Genomic DNA, 19,735 nt, shown 5'->3' with positions numbered 1-19,735 from the left:
ATTCTTCGTCTGACAAGTCACTTGGGTACCTTGCACGTGGATGAGCGCCGTCTGAAGTCATACCGGTTGCTCCGAATGAAAAGGGGTTTGGTCAAAAAATCGCCCCATGAGCCGTAAATTATGTATTTTATATCAGATAGTTAGTTCCTGTACAGCGTCTCAGGCCGTCGCGGCAAGCTGATCGAGCAAGCGCTCTAGGCGCTGGGGTGATAGTTGGACAGGGGCTTGCGCGCTGGCTGACCTCTCGAAATAGGTTTCGCCCCAAATCCGGCGCCGGACCAAGGCCAGGCAATCGGAGAACGTCGCCTCCGGCTTGAGGGTCCAGGCGCTCGAGCGCGCCAGTGTTAGCCAGTGCTCACGCCAGCGATGCACCATCAGACTATGGATCTGCAACACCGCCGTCTTTCAAGGCGATCTTGAGGACACTGGTTGGACAAAAAAACCGCCCGCACTGAGCGCAGCGCGGGCGGGTAGAGCCTTCTGAAACAGCGTTTGTGTAGCGGCGTTTAGACAGGCGTTCAGGCGGTCGCGCCCGACTAGCCGCCCTCGGGCAACCCAAGCTCACGCCAGAGCTTCAGCGTCGGCGCCGACTGATTCATGGTGTAGAAATGCAGCCCAGGCGCGCCGCCGTCGAGCAGGCGCTGGCACAGCTCGAGCACCACGTCATGGCCGAAGCTGCGAATCGACTCCTTGTCATCACCAAAGCCTTCCAGCCGCTTCCTGATCCAGCGCGGGATCTCGGCGCCGCAGGCGTCCGAGAAGCGCGCGAGCTGTGAGTAGTTGCTGATCGGCATGACGCCGGCGATGATCGGCACCTCGATCTGCATGCGCTGACATTCCTCGAGGAACCAGAAGTAGGCCTCGGCGCTGTAGAAATACTGCGTGATCGCGGTATCGGCGCCGGCCTCGACCTTGCGCTTGAAGTTCTCAAGATCGGCCTGGGCGCTGGGCGCCTGCGGATGGAATTCCGGATAGGCGGCGACCTCGAGCTTGAAGCGATCGCCATATTCCTCGCGCAGAAAGGTGACGAGTTCGTTGGCATAGTGGAAGGTGCCGACGCCGGCGCGGCCCATGCCGGAGGGCATGTCGCCACGCAACGCCACCAGCCGATCGATGCCTTGCTCGATGTAGTGGCCGACGATGTCGCGGATCTCGTCCTTCTCCGAGCCGATGCAGGCCAGATGCGGGGCGGTGTCGATGCCTTGCTCGCGCAGCCAGTCGACGGTGGCGAAGGTGCGCTCGCGGGTCGAGCCGCCGGCGCCATAGGTGCAGGAGAAGTAGCGTGGTCCGACCGCGTTGAGCCGTTTCACGGCGGTCTTGAGCTTGTCCATGCCCTCGCTGGTCTTGGGCGGGAACAGCTCGAAGCTGAAGGTGCGTTGGTCAGGGGTATTCATCGAAGAGGTCTCCGAGCGTCGAATGAGCCGTTGACCTCTGTCGGCGGGCGCCTGTTGCGAGACGGGTTGCGAGGCGGGAACGGGGCGCGTCGCTGACAGGGGCCGGAAGGGGGACGCGAACGATGGGCCCCGCGCATGTCTGTTCAGGGCCGTTCGCAGCGCTGCCGGCCCGAGCGCCGTGGGGCGACGCTCGGGCGCGACTCCGCTGACGCGGTCTTAGTAGCGGTAATGCTCCGACTTGTACGGCCCTTCGACGGTGACGCCGATATAGGCCGCCTGCTCGGGCGAGAGCTGGGTCAGCTTGGCGCCGACCTTCTCCAGATGCAGGCGCGCGACCTCCTCATCGAGATGCTTGGGCAGAATGTGTACGCCCAGCGGGTACTCATCGGGCTTGTTGAAGATCTCGATCTGCGCGACGACCTGATTGGTGAACGAGTTCGACATCACGAAGCTCGGATGGCCGGTGGCGCAGCCGAGGTTGACCAGGCGACCGCGGGCGAGCAGGGTGATGCGATGGCCATCGGGGAAGATGATCTGATCGACCTGCGGCTTGATCTCGATCCACTCGAGATCCTTCAGCGAGTTGACCTGGATTTCGTTGTCGAAGTGGCCGATGTTGCAGACGATGGCCTGATCCTTCATCGCGGCCATGTGGTCGTAGGTGATGATGTCCTTGTTACCGGTGGCGGTGACGAAGATATCGGCCTGATCGATGACCTCATCGAGGCGCACCACGCGATAGCCTTCCATCGATGCTTGCAGGGCGCAGATCGGATCGACCTCGGTGACCCAGACGTTGGCGCCAAGCCCACGCAGCGAGGCCGCCGAGCCCTTGCCGACGTCGCCATAGCCACAGACCACCGCGACCTTGCCGGCGATCATCACGTCGGTGGCGCGCTTGATCGCGTCGACCAGCGACTCGCGGCAGCCGTAGAGGTTGTCGAACTTCGACTTGGTAACCGAGTCGTTGACGTTCATCGCCGGGAACAGCAGGGTGCCCTGCTTGAACATCTCGTAGAGGCGATGGACGCCGGTCGTGGTCTCCTCGGTGACGCCCTTGATCTCCTTGGCGATCTTGTGCCAATGCTCGCGATCCTGCTCGAAGGTGCGCCCGAGCAGGCCAAGCACGGCGGTGAACTCTTCGTCGTCATCGGCGGTCGGCTTGGGCACCGCGCCGGCCTTCTCGAACTCGACGCCCTTGTGCACCAGCAGCGTGGCATCGCCGCCGTCGTCGAGGATCATGTTCGGCCCCTTGCCGTCGGGCCAGTTCAGCACCTGCTCGGTGCACCACCAGTACTCTTCCAGGGTCTCACCCTTCCAGGCGTAGACCGGGATGCCGCGCGCGGCCATGGCGGCGGCGGCATGATCCTGGGTCGAGAAGATGTTGCACGAAGCCCAGCGGATCTCGGCGCCGAGTTCGACCAGGGTCTCGATCAGCACCGCAGTCTGGATGGTCATGTGCAGACTGCCGGTGATGCGCGCGCCCTTGAGCGGCTTGGAAGCGCCGTACTTCTCGCGCAGCGCCATCAGGCCCGGCATCTCGGTCTCGGCAATATTCAGCTCTTTGCGGCCGTAGTCGGCCAAGTTGATATCGGCCACTTTGTAGTCGTTGAACTCACTCATGGTATTCAGCTCCTGAGTATCTTGAGTGAGCGCCGTTGATCTTGCAGTGTCCCTGCGCGAGCCTGGCAGGACGCCCGTGGGTCCTGTTGCAGCGCTCCTCGCGCGGGAGGGGAAATGACGAGCGACCGATTTAAAGGCCGGCGGCGTCCTTCAGCTGAGTGGCCTTGTCGGTGCGCTCCCAGCTCAGGTCGGCCAGCTCGCGACCGAAGTGGCCGTAAGCGGCGGTCTGGCGATAGATCGGGCGGACCAGGTCGAGCATCTTGATCAGCGCATAGGGGCGCAGGTCGAAGTGCTCGCGCACCAGGCTGGCGATGCGGTCTTCATCGATCTTGGCGGTGCCGAAGGTCTCGACCGCGATCGAGGTCGGCTCGGCGACGCCGATGGCGTAGGAGATCTGCACCTCGCAGCGATCGGCGAGACCGGCGGCGACGATGTTCTTGGCCACGTAGCGACCGGCATAGGCCGCCGAGCGGTCGACCTTGGACGGGTCCTTGCCGGAGAAGGCGCCACCACCATGACGGGCCATGCCGCCGTAGGTGTCGACGATGATCTTGCGTCCGGTCAGGCCGCAGTCGCCGACGGGACCGCCAATGACGAAGCTACCGGTCGGGTTGATATGGATCTTGGTGTCCTTGTGCATCCACTCCTTCGGGATCACCGGCAGGATGATGTTCTCCATCACTGCTTCATGCAGATGTTTGTGATCGATATCCGGATCGTGCTGGGTCGAGAGCACGATGGCATCGACGGCGGCGACCTTGCCGTCCTCGTAGCGCATGGTGACCTGGCTCTTGGCGTCCGGGCGCAGCCACTCAAGCACATGCTCTTTGCGCATCTCCGACTGGCGCTCGACTAGGCGGTGAGCGTAGGTGATCGGGGCCGGCATCAGTACGTCGGTCTCGTTGGTGGCGTAGCCGAACATCAGGCCCTGGTCGCCAGCGCCCTGTTCCTCGGGGCTGGTGCGGTCGACGCCCTGGGCGATGTCGGTCGACTGCTTGCCGACCAGCGACATCACGGCGCAGGTGTTGCCGTCGAAGCCAACATCGGAGCTGTCGTAGCCGATGTCGTTGACCACGCCACGTACCAGCTCGTCGAAGTCGACCCAGTGATCGGTGGTGATCTCGCCGGCGACGATGACCGCGCCGGTCTTGATCATGGTCTCGCAAGCGACACGCGCATGTTCGGGGTTGCTGTCGTTGGCCAGGATGTCGTCGAGGACGGCATCGGAGATCTGATCGGCAACCTTGTCTGGATGGCCTTCGGAGACGGACTCCGAAGTAAAGATGAAGTTCTCTGACATAGATCGAGGGTCTCTCGTTGGGGTCCGCCGCAGGCACCGGCAGAAGGCCGTCAAAGCCGCGGTACGGACGGTTAATCAATTGACGAGAGCAGCCCAGTCTAAACGATTATGCGGTCAGTTGACAGGGTGGAGTAGCACCTAAGGGTGCTGGGGGCAGGGGGTGATTCTGGTATAAAAACAAATTAAAACAATAAGATAAAAATTTTACCCTGGGTCCATGAGGGGGGCTGAAATTAGGCCTCGCGAAGGCTCTGATGTGGGGTTTTGGGGGGGTGGTGCAGGGGATTCCCGGCCTTGGAATCGATCATGGTTGAGTTACCATAGGCCGCTCGTAAACCCAAGCGGTGAGGAGGGTCTTTAACCATGGTTTCACTCGAAACACCCGTCTGCGATTTTGGCCAGCAGGCACCTGAGTTCGTGCTGCCTGGGGTCGACGGCCAGGTCTGGCGGCGTGACGATTGCGCCGGGCCAAATGGTCTGCTGGTGATGTTTATCTGCAATCACTGCCCGTACGTAAAGGCGGTACGCGAGCGTATCGTGCGCGATACTCGAGCGCTGATGACGCTCGGGGTTGGCAGTGTCGCGATCATGGCCAACGATCCATCCGATTATCCGGAGGACTCGTTCGAGCACATGAAGGCGGTGGCACTCGAGTACGATTTTCCGTTTCCCTACCTGATGGACGAGAGTCAGGAGGTCGCCAAGCGCTTTGGCGCCATCTGTACCCCTGACTTCTTTGGCTACAACAGCGCGCTCGAACTGCAATACCGCGGCCGGCTTGATGAAAGTCGGAAAGAAACGGCGCCTGCGGGTGTGCGCCGCGATCTGTTCGAGGCGATGAAGCAGGTGGCGGAGACCGGCCAGGGGCCCGAGCATCAGATCCCGAGCATGGGTTGCTCGATCAAATGGCGTGACGCCTAGTGGCCGACGGCGCTCACGGACGGGCTTGGCGAGGCTGAGCAGTGAATGGACTTAACGCCTTGTCAAGGCATGGATTTCAGCCTGCGACGATGGCTTTGCTCAAGTCTCGGGATGCAGCGAGTACTTGCGTAAATCGGTTCAGTAATTCTTAATATTGCGATCTGGTAAAGCAGCATGGCCATGATCCCAGGCAATTCTCTTGGCTTATCGAGCGCGTTTCGGCGAGAATGAAAGGCTTTGGTGTCCGCAGGCCGGTGACGCTCGCCATCTGACCCAATCCAAGCAACATGTGGATCGATGTCAGTGCTCTGTGCTGTTAAGCACAGGCGCCTGTCGCCCTGGCCTCCCGTCGGTCGAGATCGGCGGGAACAGGGCCAAGAACAGATACAGTCACCCGAAAGAAACTTAAAATCAGGAGGGGCAGATGTCCTCACGCAGAGAACTTGCCAACGCCATCCGTGCGCTGAGCATGGATGCGGTCCAGAAGGCGAAGTCTGGGCACCCGGGCGCGCCGATGGGTATGGCCGATATTGCCGAAGTGCTGTGGAACGACTACATGCAGCACAATCCCGGTAACCCGGAGTGGGCCAATCGTGATCGCTTCGTGCTCTCGAACGGGCACGGATCGATGCTGATCTACTCGTTACTGCACCTCACTGGTTATGATCTGAGTATCGAGGACATCAAACAGTTCCGTCAGCTGCACTCGAAGACCCCAGGGCACCCCGAGTATGGCTATGCGCCAGGCATCGAGACCACGACCGGTCCGCTCGGGCAGGGCATCAGCAACGCCGTGGGCATGGCGCTGGCCGAGAAGGTATTGGCGGCCCAGTTCAACAAGCCGGGGCATGAGATCGTCGATCACCATACCTACTGTTTCCTCGGTGATGGCTGCCTGATGGAAGGCGTTTCGCACGAGTCCTGCTCGCTGGCTGGCGCGCTTGGGCTGGGCAAGCTGATCGCCTTCTACGACGACAACAATATCTCGATCGACGGCGAAGTCCGCGGCCATGGCGATGTGCCGGCCTGGTTCCTCGATGATACGCCTAAGCGCTTTGAGGCCTACAACTGGCATGTGATCCCGAAGGTCGACGGCCATGATCCAGAGGCGGTCAAGGCGGCGATCGAAGAGGCGCGCGCAATCACCGATAAGCCGAGCTTGATCTGCTGTCAGACCGTGATCGGCTTCGGCTCCCCGAACAAGCAAGGTAAGGAAGAAAGCCACGGCGCGGCACTCGGCGATGATGAGATCGTCTTGACCCGCGAGGCCCTGGGTTGGTCGGCGCCACCGTTCGAGATCCCCGAGCCGATCGCCTCAGCGTGGGACGCCAAAACGCGCGGCGCCAAGGCCGAGCAAGCTTGGAATGACACGTTCGCCGCTTATAAGGCCGCGTTCCCGGCCGAGGCCGCCGAGTTCGAACGCCGCATGGCCGGTGAACTGCCCGAGGACTTTGACACCAAGGCTTGGGAATTCATCAAATCGGTCGACGCCAAGGCCGAGAAGATCGCCACCCGCAAGGCGTCGCAAAACGCGCTCAATGGCCTTGGACCCTTGTTACCAGAGCTGCTCGGCGGCTCCGCCGACCTAGCCGGCTCCAACCTCACGATTTGGTCCGGCGCCAAGGGCGTGGGGCCGAAGGATGCCAGCGGCAACTACATCTACTACGGTGTGCGCGAGTTCGGCATGTCGGCCATCATGAATGGTGCGATGCTCCATGGCGGTCTCAAGCCCTATGGCGCGACCTTCCTGATGTTCATGGAATATGCCCGCAACGCGGTGCGTATGGCGGCGCTGATGAAGATCAACCCGATCTTTGTCTATACCCATGACTCCATCGGCCTCGGCGAGGACGGCCCGACCCATCAGCCGGTCGAGCAGGTCTCGATCCTGCGCCTGACCCCGCGCATGTCGACTTGGCGTCCTTGTGACGCGGTCGAGAGCGCGGTTGCCTGGAAGCTCGCGATTGAGCGCACGGGCGGGCCAACGGCGCTGATCTTTTCGCGTCAGGGCGCGCCGCACATGAGTCGCACCGAAGAGCAGATGCGCGCCATCGAGAAGGGCGCCTATGTGCTGCGCGACTGCGATGGCACTCCGGATGCGATCATCATCGGCACCGGCACCGAGGTCGAGCTGGCGGTGAACGCCGCCGAACATCTCTCCGCCAAGGGACGCAAGGTGCGCGTGGTCTCGATGCCGTCGATGGACACCTTCGACGCCCAGGATGCGGCTTACAAGGAGTCGGTGCTGCCGGACGCGGTCAAGGCACGGGTCGCGGTCGAGGCCGGCGTCTCCAACCTCTGGCCGAAGTACATCGGCATGCATGGCAAGGTCATTGGCATCGACACCTTCGGCGAGTCCGCCCCCGCCGGCGATGTCTATAAGGCATTTGGTGTCACCACCGAATCCGTCGCCGAGGCCGTCGACAGCCTGCTCTAAGGCACTGCATCGCTAGCCCATCGCGCGGGGGCGGGCGCACCTCCGCGCTGATTGGGTTCTGCTGATGACGCCCACCCGTTTGAAAGCGCCCGTTTACGAGGAGTAACTCAATGACCCTGAAAGTTGGTATCAACGGTTTTGGCCGTATCGGCCGTATGGCCTTCCGTGCGATCGCGAAGGACTTCCCGGACATGCAGGTGGTCGGCATCAACGACCTACTCGATCCCGAGTACCTGGCCTATATGCTCAAGTACGACTCGGTGCATGGTAACTTCCCTGGTGACATCTCGGTCGACGGCAACACCATGACCGTCAATGGCAACGCCATCCGCCTGACCGCCGAGAAAGACCCGGCAAAGCTGGCCTGGGGCGATATCGGTGCCGATCTGGTGCTCGAGTGCACCGGCTTCTTCCTGACCACCGAGAGTTGCCAGGCGCACATCGACGCCGGCGCCAAGAAGGTCGTGCAGAGCGCGCCCTCAAAGGACAGCACCCCGATGTTTGTCTATGGCGTCAACCACAAGACTTACGATGGCCAAGCGATCATCTCCGCCGCGTCTTGCACCACCAATTGCCTGGCGCCGGTCTCCAAGGTGTTGAACGACAACTGGGGACTGAAGCGCGGCCTGATGACCACCGTGCATGCCGCTACCGCGACCCAGAAGACCGTTGATGGTCCGTCGATGAAGGACTGGCGCGGCGGTCGCGGCATCCTCGAGAACGTCATCCCGTCCTCGACCGGCGCCGCCAAGGCGGTCGGTAAGGTGCTGCCTGAACTCAACGGCAAGCTCACCGGCATGGCCTTCCGCGTGCCCACCTCGGATGTCTCGGTGGTCGACCTGACCTGCGAGCTGGAGAAGCCAGCGAGCTATGACGACATCTGCGCGGCCATGAAGGCGGCCTCTGCGTCTGGCGACCTGGCCGGCGTGCTGGCCTACACCGATGAGAAGGTGGTCTCGACCGACTTCCGCGGACATGGCACGCCGTCGATCTTCGATGCCGGCGCCGGCATCATGCTCGACTCGACCTTCGTTAAGGTCGTGGCTTGGTACGACAACGAGTACGGCTACACCTGCAACTACCTGCGCATGGCGCGGCACGTTGCCGGCTGATCGAGCCGCGTGCGCAGATCGGTGCGTGGGGTGGGATTCGCCCCTCCGCGCCCGATCGCGAACCGAGCCTGCGTGTTCGGCCGGAGCCGCTTGAACGATGCGGAAAACCGCTCGGTTTTCCAGATCGTTCAATACTGACCACTACACCATCTCTGAAGAGGCTGTCCGCTATGTCCTTCACCAAGCTCACCGATCTTGATCTGGCCGGTCAACGGGTGCTGATCCGCTCCGATCTCAACGTCCCGGTCAAGAATGGCAAGGTTACCTCCGATGCGCGCATCACCGCCTCGCTGTCGACCTTCGAACACTGTCTCAAGGCCGGTGCCAAGGTCATGGTGATGTCGCATCTAGGCCGTCCCGAGGAGGGCATCTATTCCGAGGAGGACTCGCTGGCGCCGGTGGCCGCCGATCTCGGCGCCAAGCTCGGCCGCGAGGTGCGCCTGGTCAAGGAGTATCTGGAGACCGCGCCCGAGGTCGCCGACGGCGAACTGGTGCTGCTCGAGAACGTGCGCTTCAACAGCGGCGAGAAGAAGGACGACGAGGCGCTTGCCAAGCAGTACGCGGCGCTCTGCGATGTCTATGTGATGGACGCCTTCGGCACCGCGCACCGTGCTCAGGCCTCGACCCATGGTGCCGGCAAGTTCGCGCCCACCGCCTGCGCCGGTCTGCTCCTGGCCGAGGAGCTGGATGCGCTGAAAAAGGCCCTGGCCGAGCCCAAGCGCCCGATGGTGGCGATCGTCGGCGGCTCCAAGGTCTCGACCAAGCTGACCGTGCTCGAGGCGCTCTCGACCAAGGTCGACCAACTGGTGGTCGGCGGCGGTATCGCCAACACCTTCATCAAGGCCGCCGGCCACCAGGTCGGCAAGTCGCTGTGCGAGGACGATCTGGTCGACACCGCCAAGGCGCTGATGGACAAGGCGACCGCCGCTGGTGCGACCATCCCGATCGCGACCGATGTCGTCTGCGGCAAGCAGTTCGACGAGAACGAGCCGGCGGTGCAGAAGCCGGTCGAGGAGGTCGCTGATGATGACATGATCTTCGATATCGGTCCGGATAGCGCTCAGGCGCTCGCCGAGATCATCAAGAACGCTGGCACCGTGGTCTGGAACGGTCCGGTCGGCGTGTTTGAGTTCGATCAGTTCGGCGAGGGCACCAAGACCATCTCGATGGCGATCGCCGAGACCGAGGCCTTCACCCTCGCCGGCGGTGGCGACACCATCGCGGCGATCCAGAAGTACGCCATCTACGACAAGGTGTCCTACATCTCGACCGCCGGCGGCGCCTTCCTCGAATACCTGGAAGGCAAGACGCTCCCCGCCGTGGCCATGCTCGAGGCGCGCGCCAAGGACTGATCTGATCGCTTGCCCGCCTCGGCGCGCCGCGCTTCTTCTCACGCTGCCGGTTGATCCCGTAGATGCCAAGACGTACCAAGATCGTTGCCACCTTCGGCCCCGCCACCGATGCGCCGGGCGTGCTCGAAGCCATGATGGATGCCGGTCTCAATCTGGCGCGGCTGAACATGTCGCACGACTCGCATGATCGCCACCGCGAGCGCGCGCGTCGGCTGCGCGAGGCCGCGCTCGCGAAACGCCATCCGCTCGGCCTGCTCGTCGACCTGCAGGGTCCGAAGATCCGCATCGGCCAGTTCGCCGAGGCCGGGGGCATCGACCTGGCCGCGGGCGCGGCCTTTGCGATCGATGCCGCCTGTCCACTCGAGGCCGGTGATCAGGCGCGCGTCGGCACCACCTTGCCGAGCATGGCCGAGGATCTGTCGCCGGGCGATATCCTGCTGCTCGACGACGGCGCCATTGAACTCCAGGTCGAGGCCGTCGCGGACGGGCGCGTCGACTGCACGGTCTTGGCCGGCGGCCGGCTGTCGAACAATAAGGGCATCAACAAGAAAGGCGGCGGGCTCTCGGCGCCGGCGCTGACCGACAAGGACAAGGCCGATATCCGCTTCGCCGCCGAGATCGAGGCCGACTACCTGGCCGTCTCCTTCGTCTGCAATGGCGACGATGTGCGCCTGGCGCGACAACTGCTCGAAGAGGCCGGCGGCAAGGGCGGCATCGTCGCCAAGATCGAGCGCGCCGAGGCGTTGCACGCGCTCGAGGACATTATCGATGCCTCGGACGCGGTGATGGTCGCGCGCGGTGACCTCGGCGTCGAGATCGGCGATGCCGAGTTGCCGGCGGTGCAGAAACGCTTGATCAGCATGGCGCGCGATCGCAACAGCGTGGTGATCACGGCGACGCAGATGATGCAGTCGATGATCGAGAACCCGATCCCGACCCGCGCCGAGGTCTTCGATGTCGCCAACGCGGTGCTCGACGGCACCGATGCGGTGATGCTCTCGGCCGAGACCTCGGTCGGCAAGAACCCGACCAAGGTGGTCGAATCGATGTCGCGCATCTGCGCCGAGGCCGAGAAGGAACGCCTGGTGCGCCGCTCCGGGCACCGCATCGATGCCGTCTTCGGTCGTGTCGACGAGGCCATCGCGATGGCGACCATGTACACGGCCAATCATCTCGGCGTCAAGGCGATCGCGGCGCTGACCGAATCGGGCTCGACGGTCAAATGGATGTCGCGCATCAGCTCCGGCATCCCCATCTACGCGATGACCCGGCAGGTGCCAACCCGTCGAAAAGTGACCCTTTTTCGCGGCGTCTATCCGGTAAGATTCGATGTTTCGAGCACCGATATCCACGAGGTCAACAAGGAGGTGATCGAAGAGCTGCTGCGCCATGGCACCGTGCAAGAGGGTGATCTGGTGATCATCACCAAGGGTGATCGCAGCGGTGTCGAGGGGCAGACCAATATCATGAAGATCATGCGCGTCGGCGAGCATCGCCTGCTGACCGACGACTGAGGCATCGGCCAGCGCTTTCGATCCCGTTTTTTCAGTTTTTACAACGACAGAGGAGAACCGTCATGGCTCTTATTTCGCTTCGCCAGTTGCTGGACCACGCCGCCGAGCACAGCTACGGCGTCCCAGCCTTTAACGTCAACAACCTCGAGCAGATGCGGGCCATGATGGAGGCCGCTGACGAGACTGATTCTCCCGTCATCTGTCAGGCCTCGGCCGGTGCGCGCAAGTACGCCGGCGCGCCCTTCCTGCGTCACCTGATCCTGGCAGCCACTGAAGAGTTTCCGCACATTCCGGTCGTCATGCATCAGGACCACGGCGCCTCGCCGGCGGTCTGCCAGCGTTCGATCCAGCTCGGCTTCAGCTCGGTGATGATGGATGGCTCGCTCGGCGAGGACATGAAGACGCCGATGGACTACAACTACAACGCCCGTGTCACCCGTCAGGTGGTCGACATGGCGCATGCCTGCGGCGTCTCGGTCGAGGGTGAACTCGGCTGCCTGGGCTCGCTCGAGTCCGGCATGGCCGGCGAGGAAGACGGCTCCGGTGCCGAGGGCAAGCTCAGCCACGATCAGTTGCTGACCGATCCGGAAGAGGCGGCCAAGTTCGTCCAGGACACCCATGTCGACGCGCTGGCCATCGCCATCGGCACCAGCCATGGCGCCTATAAGTTCACCCGGCCGCCGACCGGCGACATCCTGGCCATCCAGCGCATCCGCGAGATCCACGCTCGCATCCCGGATACCCATCTGGTCATGCATGGCTCCTCCTCGGTGCCGCAGGAGTGGCTGAAGATCATCGACGAGTTCGGTGGCGACATGGGCGAGACCTACGGCGTGCCGGTCGAGGAGATCGCCGAGGGCATTAAGAACGGTGTACGCAAGGTCAACATCGATACCGATCTGCGCATGGCCTCGACCGGCGCCATCCGCAAGCACCTGGCCGAGAATCCGAAGAACTTCGACCCGCGCAAGTATCTGCAGGCCTCGACCAAGGCCATGAAGGAGATCTGTAAGCATCGCTACGAGGCCTTCGGCACCGCGGGCAATGCGAGCAAGATTCGCGCACTCTCGCTCGAGGCGATGACTCAGCGTTACGCCAAGGGCGAACTCGATCCCAAGGTCAACTGATCACGGGTCGTTTTCGCACTCGCGAAGATAACAAAGGGCGCTACGGCGCCCTTTTTGCTGTCGCTCGAGTCGACAAGCGCCGCTCGCCCAACGTCCCCGCCTAGCCCAGCGCCAGAAAGCGTTCCAAGGCACGCCGCTCGGAGAGGTCGCCATAGAGGACCTCGGTGTCGCCGGCCTCGCTGGTGCGCAGCAGCGCAGGCGTGGCAAAGATACCGAAGGTGAGGGTTTGCACGGGATCGGCGCTCAGGTCGATCTCCGGCACCGCGTCAGGATCAAGTCCGATCCGTTCGAGCGCCTCGGCGAGATTGGCGCGTGCTCGCTTTGAGCGCGGCGCATCGCCGGTCACGAAGAGCTTGAGGTTGCGCGGACTAACAACGGTCATGGTCTCTGAACGATGGTTCATGCCGCACCCTTTGGCGGGGGCTGTTCTGGCGTCCGATGCTGGTCATCGTCGCCCCCCTTGGCACTCGGAGTCCGGCGACTCATGACCTCGCGCTCATGACGCCGAGCGCTTTGCTCGCGCGCCGAGCGTTCTTCCTCGTGCGCCTGCAATTCGAGCCGCAGGCGCTCGGCCTCGGCCTCGGTCTGCTCGATCCGTTGCTTCAACGCGCGTTGGCGCTGATTATCCTCGAGCCTCTTGAGTCGGCGATTGATCGCTTCTTCGCTCTCCTTCTGCATCCGCGCCGTGCCCATCAGGACCTCGGTCCCATATTCGTAGACTTCGGCGAGATCAATGCCTTGGCGTGCCAGGATGAGTTCGCGGACCTGGTCCGAATGCGCAGAACCGCGTGACTTCACCACCGAGAGCGAGCGGTTACGCTCGCCACCACGGACGTTGTATCCGAGCACCAGCCAGGTATCGGCCAGGGTCGAGGCATGGCTCAGGGTGGCCTCGCTGGTGGGATCGATTTGCGTGCCCAATGAGGTCAACAGGGTGGTGATGCCGCGCGCGCGGGTGGTGCTGAGCACGCGTTCGATGGCGACCTGGGCGCTATCGGCGCCATCTGCCTTGAGTAACGCGGAGATCGGATCGATGATCAGGCAATCGGGCTCGAAGCCATCGATCAACTGCTGCAGTGCATGGTAGTGCGCCTCGATCAGTCCATTCCAAGCCTCGCGCGCGTGGAATTGGATTAGACCGGACGCGATCGGCTCGCCGAGGGAGATCCCCACCGAGGCCAGATTGCGTACCACCGTGGCCTGCTGCTCATCGAAGCTGATAAATAACGTGCGTTCGCCACGGGCGGCGGCGGCGGCCGCGACACTGCCCGACAGCGTGGTCTTGGCGGTGCCGGGCTGGCCCGAGATCAGGCTTGTCGAGCCCCTGTAGAAACCGCCCTCCAGCACCTCGTCGAGCCTGCGAATGCCTGTGCTGATGCGCTCGTTCGGAGCTGGTCCGGCGGCTGCGGTGGGGCGTATGGCATAGGGAAAGTGCACGCCATCGTCGTCGAGGAGCATCGCAACCTCGTCGGTTGTATGCGCGCTGCCACGGTACTTGGCGATGCGAAAGCGACGGCTCAGCTGATTCGAGACCAGGGTCGTGGAGAGGATAAAAACGCTGGGTAATAGGAATTCAATGCCTTCCAGATGAGTCGGCGCGAGACTGTGCTCGCTCAACTTGCCGGTCAGGATCAGGGACAGGTCGCGCTCCTCGCACCAGTTGCTTAGGCCGTGGATCTGATCGGCCGCCATTAAGGCGTCTTGCTGTCGGCGCAGCAGTTGATCGATCCCATCGAAGACCAACCAGTGCGCGCCGGTGCGCTCGACGCAGAATCCAATCGCTGCCAAGAGCCCCTCGAGATCGAACTCGCCGGAGACCCTTGAGCCTGGGGCTGGACGCGCATCGATCAGCTCGAATCGCTGCTCGTCATGCAAGTGGTGCCACCAAGAAAAGGACGCCGCATCGCGCAAGACCTGGCGGCGCGATTCCTCGAACGAGACGAAAATCGCCCCTTCACCACGCGCGATGGCCTGGGCCAGGATCTGCATGGCAAGCACGGTCTTGCCAGAGGCTGGTCGCCCCAGAATCAGGGTGCCTCCGGCGGCCGGGAGTCCGCCTCGGGTCATCTGATCCAGGCCCCTGATGCCGGTGGCGCGTTTGGCGAGTCCCTCGGCGGCTTCAGTCACGCGGATGTCTCCGGTCGGTGGGTCTTGGGTGTCTTCAACGGCAGCCGCGAGCCTTGCTCCAGCAGCCAGCGGAAGTCCTCGTTCTCGAGCGGAACACTGAACAGATAGCCCTGCCCGAATTGGTAGCCGAGCTCGATCAGGGCCTGCTGTACCGCCTCCGTTTCGATGCCCTCGGCGATCAGCTCGGCGCCGAGCGCATCGGCAATGCCCTTGATGGCTTGGAGCACGGTGCGACTATAGCGATCCTCGCGCACGCGCGCGACGAAACAGCGATCGACCTTGATCTCATCGAATGGATAGCGTTGCAGGTAGGCCAGCGACGAATAGCCGGTACCGAAATCGTCCAACGACAGCCGAATGCCGAACGCGCGCAAGGCGTCCAACTGCTCGAGCAGCGTTTCGGAGGCTTCGGCGAACACGCTTTCGGTGATCTCCAGGGTCAGCGCACTGGGCGCGATCTCGAATTGGCGCAAGATGGCGCGCACCGCTTGCGGGAAGTCGGGGGTGCGAAATTGGATCAGCGAGACATTGACCGCGATGCTCACCACATTCAAGCCGGACTGTTGCCACTCGCGCAGCAGCCGACAGGCGTCGTGCAGTGCCCAGTCGCCAATCGCCCCGATCAGTTGGCTCTGTTCGGCGATAGGGATGAACAGCCCCGGCGGCTGCAAGCCACGCCGGGGATGGTTCCAGCGCAGCAGGGCCTCGCAGGCGACCAGCTCGCCGGTTGCCAGATTCACCTTCGGCTGGAAGTGGAGTTCGAACTGCTCCTCATACAGTGCGGTGCGCAGATCCTGGGTCAGCGCGATGCGCTCATGGACCTGCCGATCGAGTTCGGCATTATAGGCGATAGCGGTGTCGGTGCCCTGCTGGCGTTGCTGGAACAGCGCCAGCTCGGCCTGATGGAGCAACGTCTCGGCCGAGCAGCGCTGCTCGCCGACCAGGGTGTAGCCAAGATCGATGTCGATCTCGATGCCGATGGTCGGCAGCAGGAAGCACTGCTCGGTGATCGCAATCAGCGCCTCGATCTGGTGCGACGGCTCGAGGCCAGGCGCGCCGCACAGGAAGATACTGAACTCATCGCCGGCGATGCGCCCGACCAGTCCACCCTTGCCGGCCTGGCGCTCGAGCCAGCGGGCGATCTCGATCAACAACTGATCACCGGTCTCGAAGCCATGGGAGTCGTTGACATCGCGCAGATCCTTGATGTCGAACAGGGCCAGCAGCGCCGATTCCGCAGGCCGCTCGTGCTCAGCGAGACGCTTGGCCAAGGCCTCGGTGAAACCATCGCGAGTCAACAGGTGGGTGAGCCGATCGCGGTGCACGAGCTGATCCAACTGCAGCTCGGCGAGCTTGCGCTCGGTGATGTCGACATGCATCACCACGGCGCCATTTCGCCGTTGCGACTCGTCTTCGGTCGCGTGCTCCTCACCGCTTTGCCGGAGCCGATTCGCGGCCATGCGAAACCAGCGCTGCTCATGTGGTGAATGACAGGGATACTCCAACGCAAAGGAGTCTTGTTCGCCGGCGAGCAGGCTCCGCAGATCGTGGGCAATGATCGGCGCCTCCTCGGAAAACTCGCCGCTCGCGTGCGCACAGACCTCGAGATAGTTCATGCCGGCGCCCGCGCTGGCGTCCGGGAAGTCGTTCTGCGCGGCGAAATGGCGCCAGGAATCGTTGACCTCGATGATCCGGCCATCGGCATCGAGCAGCGCGATATGCGCCGGCAAGGAGTCGATCAGCGCCTTGCGCGTCTGCACCAGCTCGGCGAGCTGATCGCGCGACTGGCGCAACGCGGCCTTCTGTGCTTGCAGTCGGCGCACCATCCGATGCTGCTCGGTCACATCCTGGAAATAGACCGCGAGGCCCTCCTGGGAGGGGAAGGCGCGGATTTCGAACCAGGTGCTGAACGGGCGGTAGTATTCCTCGAAGGTCACCGTCTCTTGCGTGAGCATGGCGCGCCGATAGGCCGATTCGATGCGCGTGCCGATCGCCTCCGGGTAGCATTGCCAGAAGGGCTTGCCGAGCAGATGCTCACGCGGCTGCTGCAGCAACCGCGCGGCCTCGCGGTTGAGGTAGGCGAAGCGCCAGTCGCGATCGAGCGCGAAGAAACCATCGGTGATGCTCTCGAGGGTCGTGCGCAGGCGCTCGCTCAGGGCTTCCGCCTCGAGTTCAGCGGATTTGCGCGCCGAGATGTCCTGAAAGGCACCCTGCACGGCGCTGATGGTGCCATGCTCGTCGTAGACGGCTTCGCCGGTGGTGCGCACCCACACCCGCTCACCTTGGGTATTGATGATCCTGAGATCCTCGAGGTACGGGATACCGCGCTCGGCACAGGCGGTAAAGACCCGCTGGATGGTGGCAAGGTCTTCGGGGGCGTAGAAGGCGATGCCTTCCTCGGCCGAGGGTGCAAACCCCTTGGGGACGCCGTGGATCTCGGCGACGACATCCGACCATTGCGTTTGATCGGTGGCCAGATCGACTCGCCAGCCGCCAATGCGCCCGACGCGCCCGGCGATATCGAGCAATTGGGATTGCTCACGCAGCTGGGTCTCGACCTGCTTGAACGCCGAGATGTCGGTGATCACGGCGACGACCTGGCGCATCGAGGGGGTCTGCGCTTCGATCGGGAAGTAGCGTGCGAGCAACTGGAGCGGATGGCCGTCCCGATCGAGGCGTTCGGTCTCGAAGCGCTGGATGTGACCGGCCAGGCAGCCATCCAGCTTCGCTTTCATCACATCGTCGAAATAGGCGCGGCCGAGGACATCCCAGAGGTAGGCGCCTTCGATCTCGGCGCGATCACGCCCGAAGCGCTGGGCATAGGCCTGGTTGACCAACAGGTAGCGATACTGGTCGTCCGCGATCGCCATCAGGTCTTCGCTGCCCTCGACCAGTTCGCGATACTGGCGCAGGCGCCGCGCACTGGCCTCGCGGTGGTCGAGCATCCGGTTGAGGGCCGCCGCGAGGCGGGCCAATTCGTCTCCTCCCTGAACCGTCGCGCGGGCGTTGAGATCGCCCTGGTGGATCCGCTCCACGGTCTGCGTGAGCGAGCGCACGGGAGCGGCGACGCGCCAATACAGCAGGCCGAAGGCGCTGATGCAGAGCAGGCCGAAGAGGATGGCCGAGCCCGCGAGTCGGAGCGCGATCTGATTCGCCTCCTGGGCGATGGCGTGTCGGCGCTCGCGCAGCAAGGCGTCCAAGGCGGTGTCCAACACGACGCCGTGGCTGGCGATCTGACTCAGGATGATTCGGGTCCGTTCCGGCATGGGCAGCGGCTCGGAACTCGCTGGCGCCACCCGATGAGCGACGGCCTCGATCAGGACCTGGACGCGGTGCGCGGCCTTGAGGGCCTCGGAATGCTGGCGTCCCCGCACCTGCAGACGCCGCTGGATATCCTCGGCGTCCGCGCGCAGACGCCGCCAGAGTTCAGGGCCGGCCCCGAACAGCAATAGGTTGTCCGAGGCCACCGACAGATCGTCGATGCGATGGCGCAACGCGAACAGCTCGTTGACCTCGGTCTTGGCCGCTTCGAGCTTGGCATGGCTCTGCAGGGTGATCGCGAGCAGCAGCAGCAACCCGAGGGCAGAGCCCAGGATGCTGGCGATCGAGAGATGCAGGAGTTTCATGGAATGTGTGTCACAGGCGGTATGCCACCGGTTCCCGGTACCAGCGCGCGCAGGATGGAACCCTCGATGAGGTCGATGACATCGATGTTCGGATTGGCCGGCGCCTGATGCGCTGCGGCCCAGTCGGCCTGCTGCTGCAGTGCGGCCATCAGCGACCAATCGAGACTCAGCTCATAATCGAGCGCCCGTCGCGGCCCGTTGTCCTGCAGGACAGTGGCCGGCACCCCCATGCGTTCGGCGTAGAAGGCGAGGGTGTCGCCTCGGTGCTCGTTGATCACCGCGATGGCCTCTCGATAGGTCGCGAGCATGGCGGTGCAGAGATCGCGGCGTTCGCGTGCGGTGCGGCGCGAGGTGACCAGCACCCATTTCGCCGTGTAGAGCTGATCGACGGGGAACTGGCCAAGCTCATCACCGAACTGCGCTCGCAGCCTGGCGATCCAGGGCTCGCGGACCACCGCCGCATCGATGGTACCGGCGGCGAGCAGGGCTGGAATCGCGTCGCCCGCGTGCTCATCGAGCAGCCTGACATCCGGGGGCAGGCCATGGAAGGTACTGAACAGCCACCAAAGGAATTCGGCGTTGGTTCCCGGCGGGAGGGCAACCTGGCGTCCGCTCAGGTCGCTCGGTGCGTTGATCGCGCGATTGCGGTGGAAGACGATGCCATTGATGTCGGTCGAGTGGATCAGCCCGGCCAGGATCACCGGGTCCTCCGGACCACCGGGATCGGGATCGGCGATGAGGTCGAGCACCAATGGCGCCAAGCTCATCAGCGCGAAGTCGACTTCACCCGCCCGCAAGCGCGCGAGATTGTCCGCATCGACCCCGTCTCGATGGACCTCGGCGTCGAGTCCATGGCGGGCGAACAGCTCCTTGGATTCGGCCACGAGCGTTGGCAGATCGGCCATATAGAGCGCGCCTGCCACGCGCACGGACTGCGCTGGCGGGCCCTGAGTCTGAGCCCGTGCCACGCCGGGCTCGGTCAGTCCCATCGCGAGGATGAGCAACAGGGTGCGGCAAAGGGGCGCTGAGCGGGAGCGACTTGCGATGATCATGGGATCTGTTTTCCAAGCCGCCAGACTGAAGGTCCGCGTGCGCCGGAATCGATGGATCTCCCTACGTTGGCACCTAGACGCTGGCATAGCCCGTTATTATCGCTGATTCCGGGGCGCGACGCGAAGATGGATCGCGATGCCGCTGTGGAT

Annotated in this window: 14 protein-coding genes and 1 riboswitch; of the genes, 6 read left to right on the top strand and 8 right to left on the bottom strand. The window is 63.4% G+C overall.

The features are described from left to right. Positions 1-159: 159 nt before the first annotated feature. The 4 genes from CCR82_RS03555 to metK all read right to left on the bottom strand — a co-directional run bounded on the left by CCR82_RS03555 (position 160) and on the right by metK (position 4,317). A complete protein-coding gene (locus tag CCR82_RS03555; protein WP_201243997.1) occupies positions 160-396 on the bottom strand; it encodes a hypothetical protein in 237 nt (78 codons plus the stop codon). Positions 397-536: 140 nt separating this feature from the next. Next, positions 537-1,394 carry a methylenetetrahydrofolate reductase [NAD(P)H] gene (metF, locus tag CCR82_RS03550; protein WP_201243995.1) on the bottom strand — a complete coding sequence of 286 codons (858 nt, stop codon included), beginning with the start codon at positions 1,392-1,394 and terminating at the stop codon, positions 537-539. 216 nt (positions 1,395-1,610) lie between these two features. Beyond that, complete coding sequence (gene ahcY / locus CCR82_RS03545) at positions 1,611-3,017, bottom strand: adenosylhomocysteinase (RefSeq protein ID WP_201243994.1); 1,407 nt, start codon at positions 3,015-3,017, stop codon at positions 1,611-1,613. 20 nt (positions 3,018-3,037) lie between these two features. After that, positions 3,038-3,123, bottom strand: a riboswitch (S-adenosyl-L-homocysteine riboswitch). 24 nt (positions 3,124-3,147) lie between these two features. Next, positions 3,148-4,317, bottom strand: coding sequence for a methionine adenosyltransferase (gene metK, locus CCR82_RS03540; RefSeq protein ID WP_201243993.1), 1,170 nt, complete (start codon positions 4,315-4,317; stop codon positions 3,148-3,150). Positions 4,318-4,680: 363 nt separating this feature from the next. Here metK and CCR82_RS03535 point away from each other — a divergent pair, with 363 nt between their 5' ends. The 6 genes from CCR82_RS03535 to fba all read left to right on the top strand — a co-directional run bounded on the left by CCR82_RS03535 (position 4,681) and on the right by fba (position 12,780). After that, positions 4,681-5,238: a thioredoxin family protein gene (locus tag CCR82_RS03535; protein ID WP_201243991.1), complete on the top strand. Its 558-nt coding sequence runs from the start codon at positions 4,681-4,683 to the stop codon at positions 5,236-5,238. 424 nt (positions 5,239-5,662) lie between these two features. After that, entirely contained in the window at positions 5,663-7,675 is a 2,013-nt protein-coding gene (gene tkt, locus CCR82_RS03530) for a transketolase (protein ID WP_201243989.1), read from the top strand. Between the two features lie 110 nt (positions 7,676-7,785). Beyond that, positions 7,786-8,787, top strand: a complete 1,002-nt coding sequence (gene gap, locus CCR82_RS03525; RefSeq protein ID WP_201243988.1) for a type I glyceraldehyde-3-phosphate dehydrogenase — start codon at positions 7,786-7,788, stop codon at positions 8,785-8,787. Between the two features lie 170 nt (positions 8,788-8,957). Then, positions 8,958-10,139, top strand: coding sequence for a phosphoglycerate kinase (locus CCR82_RS03520; RefSeq protein WP_201243980.1), 1,182 nt, complete (start codon positions 8,958-8,960; stop codon positions 10,137-10,139). A 62-nt stretch (positions 10,140-10,201) separates the two neighbouring features. Beyond that, positions 10,202-11,653 carry a pyruvate kinase gene (pyk, locus tag CCR82_RS03515; RefSeq protein WP_201243979.1) on the top strand — a complete coding sequence of 484 codons (1,452 nt, stop codon included), beginning with the start codon at positions 10,202-10,204 and terminating at the stop codon, positions 11,651-11,653. Between the two features lie 62 nt (positions 11,654-11,715). Then, positions 11,716-12,780, top strand: a complete 1,065-nt coding sequence (gene fba / locus CCR82_RS03510) for a class II fructose-bisphosphate aldolase (RefSeq protein ID WP_201243977.1) — start codon at positions 11,716-11,718, stop codon at positions 12,778-12,780. 100 nt (positions 12,781-12,880) lie between these two features. Here fba and CCR82_RS03505 read toward each other — a convergent pair whose 3' ends face one another. The 4 genes from CCR82_RS03505 to CCR82_RS03490 are packed head-to-tail and all read right to left on the bottom strand — an operon-like array spanning position 12,881 to position 19,585. Continuing rightward, a complete protein-coding gene (locus CCR82_RS03505; RefSeq protein ID WP_242513228.1) occupies positions 12,881-13,183 on the bottom strand; it encodes a thioredoxin domain-containing protein in 303 nt (100 codons plus the stop codon). Beyond that, on the bottom strand, positions 13,180-14,907 hold the full coding sequence (locus CCR82_RS03500) for a DUF7125 family protein (protein WP_201243975.1): 1,728 nt from the start codon (positions 14,905-14,907) through the stop codon (positions 13,180-13,182). Before CCR82_RS03500 ends, CCR82_RS03505 begins: the two co-directional genes overlap by 4 nt. After that, positions 14,904-18,533 carry an EAL domain-containing protein gene (locus CCR82_RS03495; protein ID WP_201243974.1) on the bottom strand — a complete coding sequence of 1,210 codons (3,630 nt, stop codon included), beginning with the start codon at positions 18,531-18,533 and terminating at the stop codon, positions 14,904-14,906. Before CCR82_RS03495 ends, CCR82_RS03500 begins: the two co-directional genes overlap by 4 nt. Beyond that, positions 18,530-19,585: an ABC transporter substrate-binding protein gene (locus CCR82_RS03490; RefSeq protein WP_201243972.1), complete on the bottom strand. Its 1,056-nt coding sequence runs from the start codon at positions 19,583-19,585 to the stop codon at positions 18,530-18,532. Before CCR82_RS03490 ends, CCR82_RS03495 begins: the two co-directional genes overlap by 4 nt. Between the last annotated feature and the right edge of the window lie 150 nt (positions 19,586-19,735).

This window comes from Halochromatium salexigens, assembly GCF_016653295.1.
Lineage (GTDB): Bacteria > Pseudomonadota > Gammaproteobacteria > Chromatiales > Chromatiaceae > Lamprobacter > Lamprobacter salexigens.
This window is presented reverse-complemented; position numbering and strand designations above follow the sequence as displayed.